The sequence below is a fragment of the Streptomyces sp. NPDC127177 genome (assembly GCF_042672475.1).
Classification (GTDB): domain Bacteria; phylum Actinomycetota; class Actinomycetes; order Streptomycetales; family Streptomycetaceae; genus Streptomyces.
The window spans coordinates 174,459-189,162 of the sequence record NZ_JBHXUW010000005.1; the positions used below are offsets into that span (position 1 = coordinate 174,459).

Annotated in this window: 15 protein-coding genes; 7 read left to right on the forward strand and 8 right to left on the reverse strand. The window is 72.2% G+C overall.

Annotation, left to right across the window (positions count from 1 at the left end; genetic code table 11):
* The first annotated feature begins 269 nt into the window (after nucleotides 1-269).
* Nucleotides 270-1,274 (forward strand): Gfo/Idh/MocA family oxidoreductase, encoded by a 1,005-nt coding sequence (locus ACFVJX_RS06130; protein ID WP_384133668.1) that lies wholly within the window; start codon nucleotides 270-272, stop codon nucleotides 1,272-1,274.
* Nucleotides 1,275-1,398: 124 nt separating this feature from the next.
* On the opposite strand, the gene ACFVJX_RS06135 is transcribed toward ACFVJX_RS06130, so the two are convergent.
* From ACFVJX_RS06135 to ACFVJX_RS06155, 5 genes are all read right to left on the reverse strand, one after another.
* Nucleotides 1,399-2,595, reverse strand: a complete 1,197-nt coding sequence (locus ACFVJX_RS06135) for a cytochrome P450 (RefSeq protein ID WP_384133665.1) — start codon at nucleotides 2,593-2,595, stop codon at nucleotides 1,399-1,401.
* Between the two features lie 11 nt (nucleotides 2,596-2,606).
* Entirely contained in the window at nucleotides 2,607-3,026 is a 420-nt protein-coding gene (locus ACFVJX_RS06140; RefSeq protein ID WP_384133662.1) for a PaaI family thioesterase, read from the reverse strand.
* A 14-nt stretch (nucleotides 3,027-3,040) separates the two neighbouring features.
* Nucleotides 3,041-4,219, reverse strand: coding sequence for a cytochrome P450 (locus tag ACFVJX_RS06145; protein WP_384133659.1), 1,179 nt, complete (start codon nucleotides 4,217-4,219; stop codon nucleotides 3,041-3,043).
* An 85-nt stretch (nucleotides 4,220-4,304) separates the two neighbouring features.
* Nucleotides 4,305-5,024: a response regulator gene (locus ACFVJX_RS06150; RefSeq protein ID WP_384133656.1), complete on the reverse strand. Its 720-nt coding sequence runs from the start codon at nucleotides 5,022-5,024 to the stop codon at nucleotides 4,305-4,307.
* Nucleotides 5,021-6,238 carry a sensor histidine kinase gene (locus ACFVJX_RS06155; protein WP_384133654.1) on the reverse strand — a complete coding sequence of 406 codons (1,218 nt, stop codon included), beginning with the start codon at nucleotides 6,236-6,238 and terminating at the stop codon, nucleotides 5,021-5,023. The genes ACFVJX_RS06150 and ACFVJX_RS06155 overlap by 4 nt, the downstream gene beginning before the upstream one ends.
* Before the next feature lie 146 nt (nucleotides 6,239-6,384).
* Between ACFVJX_RS06155 and ACFVJX_RS06160 the strand changes: the two genes are divergently transcribed.
* Complete coding sequence (locus ACFVJX_RS06160; protein ID WP_384133651.1) at nucleotides 6,385-6,612, forward strand: hypothetical protein; 228 nt, start codon at nucleotides 6,385-6,387, stop codon at nucleotides 6,610-6,612.
* On the opposite strand, the gene ACFVJX_RS06165 is transcribed toward ACFVJX_RS06160, so the two are convergent.
* Nucleotides 6,578-7,564 carry a DMT family transporter gene (locus ACFVJX_RS06165; protein ID WP_384133649.1) on the reverse strand — a complete coding sequence of 329 codons (987 nt, stop codon included), beginning with the start codon at nucleotides 7,562-7,564 and terminating at the stop codon, nucleotides 6,578-6,580. The genes ACFVJX_RS06160 and ACFVJX_RS06165 overlap by 35 nt on opposite strands.
* 139 nt (nucleotides 7,565-7,703) lie before the next feature.
* On the opposite strand from ACFVJX_RS06165, the gene ACFVJX_RS06170 reads away from it, so the two are divergent.
* From ACFVJX_RS06170 to ACFVJX_RS06185, 4 genes are all read left to right on the forward strand, one after another.
* Nucleotides 7,704-8,348 (forward strand): TetR/AcrR family transcriptional regulator, encoded by a 645-nt coding sequence (locus ACFVJX_RS06170; protein WP_384133646.1) that lies wholly within the window; start codon nucleotides 7,704-7,706, stop codon nucleotides 8,346-8,348.
* Nucleotides 8,349-8,535: 187 nt separating this feature from the next.
* Nucleotides 8,536-9,168: a TIGR03086 family metal-binding protein gene (locus ACFVJX_RS06175; protein ID WP_384133643.1), complete on the forward strand. Its 633-nt coding sequence runs from the start codon at nucleotides 8,536-8,538 to the stop codon at nucleotides 9,166-9,168.
* Nucleotides 9,169-9,282: 114 nt separating this feature from the next.
* Nucleotides 9,283-10,035 carry a 3-oxoacyl-ACP reductase family protein gene (locus tag ACFVJX_RS06180; protein WP_384133640.1) on the forward strand — a complete coding sequence of 251 codons (753 nt, stop codon included), beginning with the start codon at nucleotides 9,283-9,285 and terminating at the stop codon, nucleotides 10,033-10,035.
* Between the two features lie 167 nt (nucleotides 10,036-10,202).
* Nucleotides 10,203-11,033, forward strand: coding sequence for an aldo/keto reductase (locus tag ACFVJX_RS06185; RefSeq protein WP_384133637.1), 831 nt, complete (start codon nucleotides 10,203-10,205; stop codon nucleotides 11,031-11,033).
* A gap of 43 nt (nucleotides 11,034-11,076) precedes the next feature.
* Here the strand turns inward: ACFVJX_RS06185 and alc are convergent, their stop codons facing one another.
* Both alc and allB read right to left on the reverse strand, forming a co-directional pair.
* Nucleotides 11,077-12,192, reverse strand: a complete 1,116-nt coding sequence (alc, locus tag ACFVJX_RS06190) for an allantoicase (RefSeq protein ID WP_384133635.1) — start codon at nucleotides 12,190-12,192, stop codon at nucleotides 11,077-11,079.
* Between the two features lie 2 nt (nucleotides 12,193-12,194).
* The gene (gene allB / locus ACFVJX_RS06195; protein ID WP_384133632.1) at nucleotides 12,195-13,538 is read right to left on the reverse strand and encodes an allantoinase AllB; all 1,344 of its coding nucleotides are present in this window, start codon (nucleotides 13,536-13,538) and stop codon (nucleotides 12,195-12,197) included.
* Nucleotides 13,539-13,863: 325 nt separating this feature from the next.
* On the opposite strand from allB, the gene ACFVJX_RS06200 reads away from it, so the two are divergent.
* On the forward strand, nucleotides 13,864-14,667 hold the full coding sequence (locus ACFVJX_RS06200) for an IclR family transcriptional regulator (protein ID WP_384133629.1): 804 nt from the start codon (nucleotides 13,864-13,866) through the stop codon (nucleotides 14,665-14,667).
* Nucleotides 14,668-14,704 lie beyond the last annotated feature (37 nt).

Consider the following 14,704-nt stretch of genomic DNA (forward strand, 5'->3'; position numbering starts at 1 on the left):
CGGCCCGGCTGGGCAAGTATCCCCGAGCCCCCGGCGCCGTCGCCCGGCAGGGCGCGGCGGCGTGTGTCGGGACTCGGCGCGCACGGGCCGGGGCGGCCGTGTGGAGCCGCCGTCACCGTACGAGAAGCCGGGAAGCCCCCGACACCGTACGGAAGTCGCGGGGCGCTGTCACCGTACGGGGACGGAGAAGCCGGCGGACTCCGGCACGGAGCCCGCATTTGTCAGGACATATAGTTGACAGCGTTGCCGGTGACCGGCACGTTGGGTCCATGCGCATCGGACTCATCGGCACCGGCCGAATCGGCTCCTTCCACGCGGGCGTGCTCTCCCGCCATCCCTCGGTGGACGCCCTGGTGGTGACGGACACCGACCCGGTCCGCGCGGCCGGGGTCGCCGATCTGACCGGGGCGAGGGCCGTCGGCTCCGCCACGGAGGTGTTCGGCGCCGGTGTGGACGCCGTGGTGATCGCCTCGGCCACCGCCGCGCACGCCGAGCTGATCGGCCGGGCCGCCGGGGCCGGGCTGCCCGCGTTCTGCGAGAAGCCCGTCGCGGTGGACCTGGCGGGCACCCTGGACGCCCTGCGCGAGACGGAACGGGCCGGCAGCGTGCTCCAGCTGGGCTTCATGCGCCGCTTCGACGCGGGGTACACGGCGGCGCGCGCCGCCGTGCGTGCCGGCGCGCTCGGCAGGCTGCACACCGTCCGCACGGTGACCTCCGACCCGGCGCCGCCGCCGGCCGCCTATCTCCCGCTCTCCGGCGGCCTGTACCGGGACTGCCTCATCCATGACTTCGACATGGTCCGCTGGGTGACCGGCCGTGAGGTGACGCGGGTGTACGCCACCGGCTCGGACGCCGGGCCTGCGATGTTCCGCGAGGCCGGCGACGTGGACACCGCCGCGGCGCTGCTGACCCTCGACGACGGCACGCTCGTCACGGCGACGGCGACCCGCTGCAACGGCGCCGGGTACGACGTGCGGATGGAGCTCGCCGGCGAACTGGACCAGCTCGCGGTCGGCCTCGACGACCGCACCCCGATCACCTCGGCGCAGCCCCAGGGACCCGCCGCCCCGGTCAGGCCCTGGCCGGGCTTCCTGGAGCGCTTCGCCCCGGCGTACGAGGCCGAACTCGACGCCTTCGTCCGGCTGGTGCGGGGTGAGGCCCCCAATCCGTGCGACGGCCGCGAGGCACTGCGCGCCCTGCGGATCGCCGAGGCGTGCGAGGTCTCGCGCAGGGAGGGCCGTCCGGTGGACCTGAAGGAGATCCCGGACGCCTGAACACGGTCGCGCGCAGGCGTCGCTGATACCTGAACACGGTCGCGCGCAGGCGTCGCTGATACCTGAACACGGTCGCGCACAGGCATCCCGGGGACCTGAACACCGTCGCCCGCAGGGGGCTCCCTCACCACCTGACCGGCAGGCCCTCCGGTCCCCGTATGAGCATCCCCGTACGCCAGGCCAGCGCCTCCGGATCCGTGTCCAGGGCGAGCTCCGGGCAGCGCTCCAGCAGCGAGCCGATCGCCACCGCGGCCTCGATGCGGGCCAGCGGCGCGCCCAGGCAGTAGTGGATCCCGTGTCCGAAGGCGACGTGTCCGCGGGCGTCCCGGGTGATGTCGAAGCGGTCCGCGTCCGGGTAGCGCTCCGGGTCCCGGTTGGCGTCGGCCATCGCGATCAGGACGAGTTCGCCCCCGCCCGGTATCACCGTGCCGCCGATCTCGAACGGCCCGGTGGTGAAACGGTACGTGGGCGTCTCGACCGGGCCCGCGTAACGGAGCATCTCCTCCACGGCGTTGTCGATGAGGCCCGGGTCCGCGCGCAGCGCAGCGAGCTGCTCGGGGTGAGTGAGCAGGGCGAGGACCCCGTTGGAGATGAGGTTCACCGTCGTCTCGTGACCCGCCACGAGCAACAGCCAGGCCATGCCCATCAGTTCCTCGGCCGAGAGCCGGTCCCCCTCCTCGTCGGCCGTGTGGATCAGCGCGCTCATCAGGTCATCGCCCGGCTGTTCGCGCTTGTCGTCGAGGAGCCCGGCCAGATAGCCCGACATGTCCGCGGTCGCCTTCCGGCGCTCCGCGGCGTCGATGGAGGACACCGCGATGTTGGACCACGTCCGGAAGGCCCGGCGGTCCAGGAAGGGCACCCCGAGCAGTTCACAGATGACGGACATCGGCAGCGGGAACGCCAGCGACTCGACGAGATCGGTGCGGCGGCCCGGCAGCGCAAGCATCGTGTCGAGCAGCTCGTCCGTCATCTCCCGGACACGCGGGACGAGTTGCTGCATCCGGCGCGGGGTGAACTCGCGGGTCACCAGCTTGCGCAGCCGGGTGTGCACGGGCGCGTCCGTGCTGAGCATGGACGTCCCCGAGGCGACCTGGCTCACCCCCAGGGCGGGCGATGCGCTGCTCCACTGCTTGGAGAGCCGCTGGTCGGCGAGAGCGGCCCGGCCCTCCTCGTACCCGACGACGAGCCAGGCGGGCGTGCCCGCCGGCATCCGGACCCGGTGGACGGGACCGCGGGCCCGTAACCGCGCGTACACGGGGTACGGGTCGCGGGTGAACCGGTCGCCGAGCGCGCCGAGGTCGAATATCGCTTCCGTGGTCAAGACGGGCTCCTTCACGATGACGTGGCACTGAGCACGGTGCCCTGGGCGACCGCGCACAGGGTTTCGGTGCCGTCCCGGCCCACGGCGAACAGGTCGCAGCGCGCCACCGCCTGCCGGCGGCCGGTGTGCACGACGTCCGCCCGCGCGACGAGCCCGGTGCCGGTGGCGGGCCGAAGGTACTGGATGGAGAAGCCGCCCGTCAGCACGGCCGGACCGAGCGTCGTTCCGGCGGCGAAGGTGAGCGCGTTGTCGGCGGCGTAGGCGAGGACCCCGCCGTGCAGGAAACCGTTCTGCTGCCTCAGTTCCTCCCGGCCGTCGATCTCCAGCGTGGCCCCGCCGTCGCCGAACGCGGTGATCCGCGCGCCGACGAGCCTGCTGAACGGCTGGCTGTCGAGCACCTTCTGTGCCGCCTCCAGGTCGAGCACGGTCATGACGTTCCTCTCTGTCACCAGCGCACGGGGACCCGGCGCGTCCCCCGGATCAGCATGCCGGGCAGCCAGTCCGGCTCTCCGGCGTCCGGATCGAGCACGAGTCCGGGGCACCGTTCCAGCAGGGACCGGATCGCGATGCGGCCCTCCATCCGGGCCAGTGGGGCGCCCAGGCAGAAGTGGATGCCGTGCCCGAAGGCCAGATGCCCCTGCGTCTCGCGGCGGATGTCGAAGCGGTCCGGCTCCGGATGGCGGCCGGGGTCGTGGCCGGCGGCCGCAAGTGAGACCAGGACCGGGTCCCCGGCCGCGATGGCGCGTGAACCGATCGTGACCGGCTCCCGGGCGAAGCGGAAGGTGGCGGTCTCCACCGGGCCCTCGTAGCGGAGCATTTCCTCGACCGCCCCGTCGAGGAGGCCGCAGTCGGCTCGCAGATCGGCGAGTTGTTCCGGGTGGTCGAGCAGGGCCCGCACCCCGTTGGAGATCAGGTTGACCGTGGTCTCATGACCGGCGACGAGCAACAGGAAGGCCATGCCGACCAGTTCGTCGGGTGACAGCGCGTCGTCGTCCTCGTACCGCGCGGCGATCAGCGCGCTCAGCAGGTCCTCGCCCGGCGAGCGGCGCTTGTCCTCGATCAGTTCGGCGAGGTAGCCACCCATGGCGCTGACCGCGTCACCCTCCTCCTGGGCGCCTGCCGGTGAGACCACACTGTTCGACAGCAGACGAAAGGCGTCCCGGTCCAGGTCGGGCACGCCGATGAGCTCGCAGATGACGGTCATGGGCAGCGGGAAGGCGAGGGCGTCGACCAGATCCGCCCGCCCGGCGGGAACCATCGCGTCGAGCAGTCCGTCGGTGATCTGCCGCACCCGGGGCCGCAGCGCCTCGATCCGGCGCGGGGTGAACTCCCGGGCGACCAGCTTGCGCAGCCGGGTGTGATCGGGTGCGTCCAGCTCCAGCATGTTGGCGTTGATCGGATCGCCCACGCCCGACTGGCCGGGCAGCGCCCGCCAGTCCTTGCCGAACCGCTGGTCGGCCAGGACCGCGCGCCCCTCGTCGTACCCGACGACGAGCCACACCCGGTCGAAGTCGTCGGTCCGGACGGTGTGCACCGGCCCGTCGGCGCGCATCTTCGCGTAGTACGGGTAGGGATTGGCGGTGAAGTCCGCCACTCCGCGCAGATCCGCATCGACATCGGACATGGGCCCGCCCTCCCGGTCTGATCGGTCCGGCCGCCAGGACCGGCCCGATCAGCGTATGCCGCCGGGCCCGGTCCGGACGAAGGGTTCAGGACAGGCCGTGTCCGTCGTCGTCCTCCAACAGGCCCGCGTCGTGGACCAGCAGGGCGATCTGGACGCGGTTGTTGAAGTCGAACTTGGCGAGAATCCGTGACACCTGGGTCTTCACGGTGGCCACGCTCAGATAGAGCGCGGCGGCGATCTCCGCGTTGGAGCGGCCGTGCCCGACGGCGATCGCCACCTCGCGTTCCCGTTCGGCGAGCAACGCGAGGCGCCTGCGGGCCCGTTGCGCACGGTCCTCCCGCTCCTCCCGGCCGGGGCCGGCGGCGCGGGCCATCAGCTGCCGGGTGACGGCGGGCGACAGGACCGGGTCACCGGCAGCCACCCGTCGCACGGATTCGACGATCTGCGCGGGAGGGGTGTCCTTGAGTACGAAGCCGGCGGCTCCGGCGCGGATGGCGCGCAGGACCTGTTCGTCGGCGTGGAACGTGGTCAGGACGATGATCTCGGGGGCGTCCGGGCGGCCGCGCAGCTCCTCGGTGGCGGTCAGACCGTCCATGACCGGCATCCGGATGTCCATCAGGACGACGTCCGGCCGGAGTTGTTCGACGAGGTCGGCCGCCTCGGTGCCGTCGGCCCCCTCCCCGACGATGTCGATGTCGGCGGCGCCGCCGAGCATCAGGGTGAGTCCGGCCCTCACGAGCGGGTCGTCGTCGACGATGAGCAGCCGGACGGGCCGGCCGGCGGGGGCGGGAGTCGGGGTGGTCATGACGACCACGGTAGCCAGGCCCGGACCCCGAACCCGCCGCCCGGCTCCGGCCCGTGGTCGAGACGGCCGCCGGCCAGGGTGGCGCGTTCGGTGAGGCCGATGAGCCCCTGTCCTGATCCGGGCACCTGCTCGAAGGGCCGGTCGGGCTCCGGATTGCGCACCTCGACGGTGATCCCCTGCCCCGGGCCGCCGTCGACCGTGACGGTGACCTCGGCGCCGGGTGCGTGCTTACGGGCGTTGGTCAGGCCCTCCTGCGCGATGCGGTACACCGTGCGGCCGGTGGCGGCGGGCGCCGCTGCCGGGTCGGCGAGGCGGTTGTCGAGGGTGACCTCCATCCCGGCCAGCCGGGATTCGGCGATCAGCGCGTCGAGCGTGACGAGGGTGGGCTGCGGCCGGTCGCCCTCGCTGTCCCGTGGGCTGCGCAGCACTCCGATGATCTCGCGAAGGTCCTGGATCGCCTCGTGCGCGCTGTCGCGGATGACTCCGGCGGCGCGGGCGACCTCGGGCGGGGGTGCGTCGGGCCTGAATTCCAGGGCGCCCGCGTGGACGCTGAGCAGGGTCAGCCGGTGGGCGAGGACGTCGTGCATCTCGCGGGCGATGTCCTCGCGGGCCAGGCGCTGGGCCTGTTCGGCACGGAGCCCGGCCTCGGTCTCGGCGCGCCGGGCGCGCTCGCGCAGGGTGACCACGAGTTGGCGTCTGGAGCGGACGACCATGCCCCAGCTGAGCACCAGCAGGATCAGCAGGACGCCGATGATCGTGGACGCGATGAACGAGGTGTTCGGGTCGGGGCGCACATAGGGCTGGATGGGGGCGACCGCCAGGGCGGCGGCGCCGACGACGGCGACCGGGCGGAACGGGCGGTGCACTGCCACGCTGAACAGCGCCACCAGCAGGGCGCCGGCCGCGACGGGCTCCACGACGGACAACGCCGTCAGCGCCACGGCGAGCCCGACCGGCCACCGCCGCCGCACCCACAGCGCGCAGCAGGCCGCGGCACCGACCAGCGAGTCGATGAAGACGATGCCGTCGGGTGTGGTGTGGTCGGCGTCGATCGCGGCGACGGTGGCCAGCCCGAGGCCCGCCGCGCAGAGGAAGGCCATGATGTCGACGACCCAGTCGCGTACGGTCCGGCGGGAACGGGTCCCCCGGTCGCCCGGCAGCTCGGGGTCGGCCATCGCCGAAGGCAGCAGCCAGGGGTATTCCGTGCGCGTCATATCGACAAAGCTACGCAGCCGGATCGCGGCTTCCGGTGGTTCGGGGCCCGGAGGCGACCAAAGTCGTGGAAGGAAAGACTTTCGGCGCAGCGGCGCAGACCACCGGCCGACGCGGCGCCGGCGCCCCTCCCGCCAGGCTCGTGCCCATGAAGAAACTCTGCGAGACGGTCGGCTTCCTGCTCTTCGTCCAGGGCGTCGCCGGGCTGCTCCATGAATGGATCGACTGGTTCAGCTTCTTCAGCCTGGTGCGGCGACTGCCGTTCATCGGCGACTACTCGCTGTTCGTCAGCATCGTGCTGGTGGTGACGGGGCTCGCCGTCATGATCGCGTCGGACGCGGTCAAGGAGCAGGAGAAGGAGAAGGAGCAGGAGTAGAGGCGGGCGCGGGGGTCGCGTCCGCGCTGCGGCGTCCCCAGGCCGTGCCCGCCAGCACCAGGACCGCTCCCACCACTCCGGCCGGGCCCAGCCGCTCGCCGCCGATCGCGATGCCGACGGCGGCGGCCCAGAGGGGTTCCGTACCGAGCAGCAGACTGACCCGGGACGGCGAGGTACGGCGTACGGACCACATCTGGACGAAGAACGCGAAGAGCGTGCAGAAGACCGACAGGAACAGCAGCCCGCCCCACTCCCGGACGCCGAATCCGGCGGCGACGGACCATGGCGGCTCGCCGGTTCCGGGTACGGCGGCCAGCAGGGCGAAGACGGCGACCGCGCTGCCGAGCTGGACGGTGGTCAGCGAAAGCGAGTCCGCCGACCGCACGGATTTGATGCGCGCCATCAGCAGGACGTGCAGGGTGCGGGCGAGGGCTGCGAGGAGCATCAGCAGATCGCCCGCCGAGGGGCTGGTGAATCCGCCGCCCTGGGTCAGCAGCACCACGCCGGACACGGAGAGCGCGGCGGCGGCGAGGAAGGACCCGGTCGGCCGGACCCGTGTCACGGCGGCCTCGGCGAGCGGGGTGAAGATCATGGTGAGGCTGATGATGAGCCCGGCGTTGGTCGCCGAGGTGTGCACGATTCCGTACGTCTCCACCAGGAAGATCCCGCTGAGCACCAGGCCCAGCAGTCCCGCGCCCCGCCACTGGGCGGCGCTCAGGGCCAGCAGCCGGCGCCGTCCGGCGATCACCAGGACGGGCAGTACGACGGCGAACCTGAGTACGAGGACGGCGATGACGGTCTGCGCCGTGGTGATGCCCTTGGCGGCCAGATAGCTGGAACCCCAGACCACCGCGACCAGCAGGACGGGCAGATCGGTGAGCCACGCCCGGCGGGGCGGGGCGAGGGAGGGCACGGCGGCGATCGAGGTCACCCGGATCTCCTGGTTCTCCACAGACGCGGTGTGGAGACCTCACTGGCTCGCACGCGGAACGATCACGGTACCGGCCGTCCTCCTACAATGGCGAGCCCCGGGACAGGTCCGCCGGCAACCGCCCCGCACCTGCCCGCCTCACCGAACACGGAGTCGCCGGATGGCGGGAGCACGCCAGGACGGAAGGGTCGAACGGGGCAACCGCACCCGGCAGCTGGTCCTCGCGCACGCGGCCGCGGTCGCGTCGGTGGAGGGCCTCGAAGGCCTTTCGCTCGGCCGTCTCGCCACCGAGCTCCGGCTGAGCAAGAGCGGCGTGTTCGCCCTCTTCGGTTCCAAGGAGGAGCTCCAACTCGCTACCGTGCGCGCGGCAGTCGCGGTCTACGACGAGCACGTCGTCCAGCCGGTGCGCGCGGTTCCGGCCGGGCTGGGGCGGGTCAGGCAGCTGTACGAGAGCTGGATCGCGTACTCGGAGCAGCGGGTGTTCCCGGGGGGCTGCTTCTTCTACGCGGCCATCGCCGAATTCGACGCGCGCCAGGGCGCGGTGCACGACGCGATCGTGGCGGCCCAGGCCGGCTGGGTCGCGTTCGTGGAACGGCGGATCGAGGAGGCGCGGGTGCTGGGCGAGATCAGGGCGGACTGCGACGTCGCCCAGCTCGCCTTCGAGATCATCGCGTTCCTGGAGCTGGCCAACGGCGATTCGGTGCTCCGCGACAGCTCCGACAGCTACAAGCGGGCGGCGCGGGCGATTCTCGGGCGGCTGCGGACGGTGGCGGTGGACCCGTCGTCCCTGCCGGCCGACCCGTAGGGCCGCCACGAACGCAGGGCCGCCACGGCGTAGGGCCGTCACGGCGTAGGGCCGTCACGGCGTAGGGCCGCCGCACACACAGGGCCGTCACACGCGCTGGGCTTCACGAACAAACAAACAGCACGATCGTTCGTCTAGTTGTATCGTGGCGGTGACGGCGGCAGTACCGAGCGGAGGAGAGCGGACCGTGGACATCGGCAGGGACATCGTGCGGCTCGACCGGGCCGCCGTACTGGAATCCGTACGCGTCGTGGAGAGCGCGGGCCCCGGGGACTGGGACCGGCCCACACCCTGCTCGCGGTGGACACTGGGCCGGCTCGTGGAGCACATGGGCGCCCAGCACCGCGGATTCGCCGCCGCCGCGCGGGGCGAGGGAGCCGACGCGGCCGCGTGGGAGGTCCGCCCCGGCGGGGACGATCCGGCCGCCCGGTACCGCGAGGCGGCCGGCGCGGTGCTGGAGGCGTTCGCGCGACCGGGGGTGCTGGAGCGGCGGTTCGCGCTTCCGGAGATCGACGCCACCGCCGCCTTCCCCGCGTCCACCGCGATGGGGTTCCACTTCATCGACTACGTCGTGCACTCCTGGGACGCCGCGGCCGCACTGGGCATGCGGACCTCCTTCGCTCCGGAGGTCGTCGAGGCCGCGCTGCCGATCGCCCTGCGCGTCCCCGGCGGGGAGCGGCGCGAACGGCCGGACGCGGCCTTCCGGCCTGCCCTGCCCCCCGACCAAGAGGCCGGTGGCGAGGCAGGTGCGGACGCCCTGCGGCTCGTACTGACGACGCTCGGGCGCTCGCCGGACTGGCGCCCGCCGCACGGCGGTTGACGGCACCCCGGCGTACCGGAGTGGCCGTCCGTTTCCCGCCGGTACCCGCTCCGCCGCGGGACTTTCCTTGTTCCTGTCAGCAAGCGACACCACCGGCAACGGACAGGAACCACGATGAACAGCACCAGCAGCGTCACTCCGAACCGGGCCGCGCTCGTCACCGGCGGCAGCCGCGGAATCGGCGCCGCGACCGCCCTGCGGCTCGCGCGGGACGGCGCCGATGTGGCACTGACGTACGCCCGGGACGAGACCGCCGCCCAGGAGGTGGTGCGGAAGATCGAGGCGTGCGGACGTCGCGGTATCGCCCTGCGCGCCGACTCGGCCGACCCGGAGGCCGTCCCGGCGGCGGTGCACGGGGCGGCGGAGGCCTTCGGCCGGCTCGACATCCTGGTCAACAACGCGGGCATCGGCGTGCTCGGCCCCATCGAGGGGCTCACCACCGCCGATGTGGACCGGGTGCTCGCCGTCAACGTGCGGGCCGTCTTCCTGGCCTGCCGGGCGGCGGCCGGGGTGATGGAGAGCGGCGGGCGCATCATCTCCCTCGGTACCGCCCTGAGCCGGTTCGCCGGCGGCCCCGGCGGCACGCTCTACGCGATGAGCAAGTCGGCGCTGTCCGGACTGACCAAGCCGCTGGCCCGGGAGCTCGGCCCGCGCGGGATCACCGTCAATCTGGTCCAGCCCGGACCCGTGGACACCGATCTCAACCCGGCAGACGGGCCCTTCGCGGCCGGGCAGCGGGCCGCCACCGCCCTGGACAGGTTCGGCACGAGCGATGAAGTGGCCTCGCTCGTCGCCTACTTGGCCGGCGACGAGGCCGCGTACATCACGGGTACGGAGATCGTGGTGGACGGCGGTCACGCGGCCTGAGTTCCGTGGCTACGAGTGCAGCGGGGTCGACGAGGTCATCACCCGGTTGCACCGCGAGGCGGGCCGGGGGCCGTGACCGGGCCCGCCCCGCGCTCCCTTCGCTCTGCCGCTTGCTCCTGCCCGGCCTAGGCTGACCGGGCAGGAGCAAGCGGCGAGAAGGGAAGAACATGTCCGAGACCCCGGTGCACACCCTGAACGACGGCCGTACCGTCCCCGCAGTCGGGCTCGGCACCTGGCCCCTGGACAACGACGAAGCGGAGCAGGCCGTCGCCGGCGCGCTGGGGCTCGGATACCGGCTCGTCGACACCGCGCTGAACTACGGCAACGAGTCCGGCACCGGACGCGGGATCACCCGCAGCGGTGTGCCCCGGGAGGACGTCTTCGTCACGACCAAGGTGCCGGGCCGCCAGCACGGGTACGAGAAGACCCTGGCCTCGTTCGAGGAGTCCCGCCGCAATCTCGGCCTCTCCTATGTGGACCTCTACCTCATCCACTGGCCGCTGCCCCGCGTCGATCTGTACGTGGAGACGTGGAAGGCCATGATCCGGCTCCGGGAGGACGGGCTCGTACGCTCGATCGGGGTGTCCAACTTCACCGCGGACCACCTGGCCCGGCTGGAGCGCGAGACGGGGGTGGTGCCCGCCGTCAACCAGATCGAGATGCATCCGCGGCTGCCGCAGGAGGAGCTGCGAGCCGTGCACGCCGCCAAGGGCATCGTCACGGAGAGCTGGAGCCCGCTGGGCCGGGGCCACGATCTGCTGGCCGACCCCGATATCGTCGCCGTCGCGGCGACGCACGGTGTGACGCCCGGGCAGGCGGTGCTGCGCTGGCACACCCAGCTCGGAGCCGTACCGATCCCGAAGTCAGCCGATCCGGGACGGCAGCGCGAGAACCTGGACCTCTTCGGTTTCGAGCTGACGGCGGACGAGCTGGCGCGCATCTCGTCGGGGCCGCAGGAGCGGTTCGGCGGGGACCCCGAGACGCACGAGGAGTTCTGAGCCCAGCGTCCCCGCGTACGGGCAGCCCCGCGAGGGGGCGGGTTCAGCCGCCCAGTTCGATGTGACGGGCGGTCAGCCGCCTCGCGCCCTCCTCGGTCAGTGAGCCGAACAGCCGCAGCCGCGAGATCCCGCCGTCCGGGAAGATGTCGATGCGCACCTGTTCGGCGCGTACGGCCCCGGGCAGCACGAAGCGGTGGTTCGTGTCGGGCTGCAGCCGGGTCCTGGGCAGGATCGCGGTCCAGTCGCCGCTCTCCCCGTCGCGGGCCGAAAGGCCGGCCCAGCCCGCGGAGTTGCCCTTCAGATACGCGGTGTCGATCTCGACGGCCCGGATGTCCGCCTGCTCGACGAGGTGGTAGTGGATCCAGTCGTTGCCCTTGTCCCGCCGGCGGCGGGTCTCCCAGCCGTCGTCCATCTTGCGGGACCGGCCCGGCTGGATGGTGTTGGTCGCCGGGGAGTAGAAGCGGTCCGAGGCGTCCTCGACCCGGCCGCCGTTCTCCAGTGCGACGAGGTCGAAGGTGCCGAGCGCCGTCAGCCAGGCCGGATCCGGGGCGACTTCGCCGTGGACCCGGAGCCGGGCTATGCCCCCGTCGGGGTGCTGGCAGACCCGCAGATGGGTGAAGCGCTGCCCCGCGTCGACGGCGAACCCGTTGGCCGCGTGGCCGCCGATCTCCGTACGGGGTACCAGCGTTGTCCACTTCACGTCCGGGGCGCAGAGCTCCTCGGGCGAGGGGGAGCCGGGCACCGAGACCGCTTCGACGGAGACCGCCTGCGGGTAGTTGCCGCGGAAGTGCGCGGTGTCGACGACGATCCCGTGCACCACTCCGGGTGCGCCGAGGCGGACCAGTGCCCAGTCGTGGTCCTCGTCCACGGGGTGGGGCCGTGACGCGCTCGCGCCGCGGCGGCGGCGGGTCTCCCAGCCGTCCATGATCTTGCCCTTGTGCCCGAAGCGCTCGGGGTCGAAGTGGGCGGGCTCCGGCTTCAGCAGGTTCTCGCGCTCCGCGAAGAACTCGTCGTTCGCCGCGATCACCCCAGCGCCGAGCCGGCGGTCGGCGAGGTCCACGAGGTGGGTGAAGGGGAAGTCGGCGGTGCGGTAGTCGGCGTACGGGTCGCCGCCGCCGTAGGGGTTCGCGTCGCCGGTGAAGTGCGCGGTCGCCGTCATGGTCAGCGAGTCCTTTCGAGGAGGCGTCCGGTGGGCCCGGCCAGGGTGCCGTCCACCGCGATGCGTACGCCGCGCAGCCAGGTCGACCTGACGACTCCGTACAGGGTCCGGCCGGCGTAAGCGGTGACCTGGTTGCGGTGGAAGAGCTCGGCCGGGTCGACGGTGAAGGTGGCGTCGGGTGCCAGGACGGCGAAGTCGGCGTCGCGGCCGGCCTCGATGGCGCCCTTGGTGCTCAGCCCGGCCAGTTCCGCGGGGGCCGCGGACATCCAGCGGGCGACGTCGTCGAGCGAGTGACCGCGCCTGCGGGCCTCGGTCCAGATGGCGGGCAGTCCGAGCTGGAGGGAGGAGATGCCGCCCCACGCGGAGGCGAAGTCCGGCGTCTTGAGGTCGGTGGTGCACGGCGAGTGGTCGGAGACGATGCAGTCGATCGTGCCGTCGGCGAGCCCCTCCCACAGCGCGTCCTGGTTGGCCGCCTCGCGGATGGGCGGACAGCACTTGAACTCGGTCGCGCCGTCCGGGACTTCCTCGGCGGTGAGGGTGAGGAAGTGCGGGCAGGACTCGACCGTGACGCGCACACCCTCGCGCTTGGCGGCGGCGATCAGCGGCAGCGCGTCACTGGAGGAGAGGTGCAGCACATGGATACGGGCGTTCAGCCGCTTGGCGTGGGCGATCAGCCCCGCGATCGCGGTGTTCTCGGCGTCGCGCGGCCGGGAGGCGAGGAAGTCGGCGTAGGCGGGGCCGCCGCGCTGCGGCGCCGACTCCAGGTGGTGCGGGTCCTCGGCGTGCACGATGAGCAGCCCGCCGAATCCGGCGATCTCCGCCATCGACCGGGCCAGCTGCTCCTGGTCCAGCTCGGGGAACTCCTCGACGCCGGAGGGCGAGAGGAAGCACTTGAAGCCGAAGACCCCGGCCTCGTACAGCGGGCGCAGGTCCTTCACGTTGGAGGGGATCGCGCCGCCCCAGAAACCGGTGTCGACGTGCGCCTTGGGCGCTGCCACCTGCTGTTTGACGCGCAGGTTCGCCACGGTGGTGGTCGGCGGGAGGGAGTTGAGCGGCATGTCGAGCAGGGTGGTGATCCCGCCGGCCGCGGCGGCGCGGGTGGCGGTGTAGAAGCCCTCCCACTCGGTACGCCCGGGGTCGTTCACATGGACATGGGTGTCCACAAGGCCGGGCAGCAGGACGTCGTCGCCGAAGTCCTCCAGCCGGGCGCCGGGCTCCGCCTCGGCGTCGTACGGCAGGACCGCGTCGATCGTCCCGGCGGTGACGACGACCGTGGCGGGCCGGGTCCCCTCGGGAGTGACGACGCGCGTCGAGCGCAGGACCAGCTTCACGTCCGTACCGGACACCCGTACACCTCACTTCAATAATTCAACGAACTGTTGAAGGAGTCTTCACTCGGGGGAGGCAGCTCGTCAAGACCCCATGTTCCGTGCCGCCCGCCCAGCCGACCATCCGGGACAGCGACTGGAGATTTCCACAAAGTAAAAGAACAATTTCGGAGAGCGGAACGTAGAATAGGCCAGACGCGGGGTCGCAGAACCGCCGGAGCCGCCGCGGACACCCGGACAAACGGGCCCTGACCGGCCAGGACGCCGCACCGCAACAGTGGGCCGATCGGGAAGCGCCCGGTAGGCTGCTGCCTTGCTCTTCCGCTTCGAAAGGACCGTTGACGTGCCGCCGTCCCACGCCAGCACTTCCGACTCCAAGCCCGCCGGCCCCAGCGGGGGTGTGCAGTCCCTGGAGCGCGCCTTCGATCTGCTGGAGCGGATGGCCGATGCGGGGGGCGAGGTCGGCCTGAGCGAGCTCTCGGCGAGCAGCGGACTCCCGCTTCCGACCATTCACCGGCTGATGCGCACGCTCGTGGTCTGCGGATACGTGCGCCAGCAGCCCAATCGGCGCTATGCGCTCGGCCCCCGGCTGATCCGGCTGGGCGAATCCGCCGCACGGCTGCTCGGCACCTGGGCCCGCCCGTATCTCGCGCGGCTGGTCGAGGAGACCGGCGAGACCGCGAACATGGCGCTGCTCGACGGCGACGAGATCGTGTACGTGGCACAGGTGCCGTCCAAGCACTCGATGCGCATGTTCACCGAGGTCGGCCGCCGGGTGCTGCCGCACTCCACCGGTGTCGGCAAGGCGCTGCTCGCGCACACCCCGCCGGACGAGGTGCGGGCACTGCTCTCGCGTACCGGGATGCCGGCCGCCACCGAGAAGACGATCACCACTCCCGAGGGCTTCCTCGACGCACTGGACCAGGTCCGCAGGGCGGGCTACGCGGTGGACGACAACGAGCAGGAGATAGGGGTCCGCTGTCTGGCGGTCTCGGTCCCCAACTCGCCCACCTCGGCCGCGATCTCGATCTCGGGCCCGGCCGGCCGGGTGACCGAGGCGGCCACCGAGAAGATCGTGCCGATCCTCCAGCAGGCCGCCAGGGAGCTCTCCGAGGCGCTGGCGAGCAGCGGGACGACGTCCGGCTGAGACACACCGGAGGGGTGGTCCGGGGCCTTCGTGCCCC

Bases quoted from the DNA above. Each gene is read 5' to 3' on its own strand.
- ACFVJX_RS06170 (WP_384133646.1), top strand. From the start codon at position 7,704: ATGGCGGGAGCACGCCAGGACGGAAGGGTCGAACGGGGCAACCGCACC.
- ACFVJX_RS06150 (WP_384133656.1), bottom strand. From the start codon at position 5,024: ATGACCACCCCGACTCCCGCCCCCGCCGGCCGGCCCGTCCGGCTGCTC.
- ACFVJX_RS06140 (WP_384133662.1), bottom strand. From the start codon at position 3,026: ATGACCGTGCTCGACCTGGAGGCGGCACAGAAGGTGCTCGACAGCCAG.
- ACFVJX_RS06185 (WP_384133637.1), top strand. From the start codon at position 10,203: ATGTCCGAGACCCCGGTGCACACCCTGAACGACGGCCGTACCGTCCCC.
- ACFVJX_RS06160 (WP_384133651.1), top strand. From the start codon at position 6,385: ATGAAGAAACTCTGCGAGACGGTCGGCTTCCTGCTCTTCGTCCAGGGC.
- ACFVJX_RS06155 (WP_384133654.1), bottom strand. From the start codon at position 6,238: ATGACGCGCACGGAATACCCCTGGCTGCTGCCTTCGGCGATGGCCGAC.
- ACFVJX_RS06180 (WP_384133640.1), top strand. From the start codon at position 9,283: ATGAACAGCACCAGCAGCGTCACTCCGAACCGGGCCGCGCTCGTCACC.
- ACFVJX_RS06130 (WP_384133668.1), top strand. From the start codon at position 270: ATGCGCATCGGACTCATCGGCACCGGCCGAATCGGCTCCTTCCACGCG.
- ACFVJX_RS06145 (WP_384133659.1), bottom strand. From the start codon at position 4,219: ATGTCCGATGTCGATGCGGATCTGCGCGGAGTGGCGGACTTCACCGCC.
- alc (WP_384133635.1), bottom strand. From the start codon at position 12,192: ATGACGGCGACCGCGCACTTCACCGGCGACGCGAACCCCTACGGCGGC.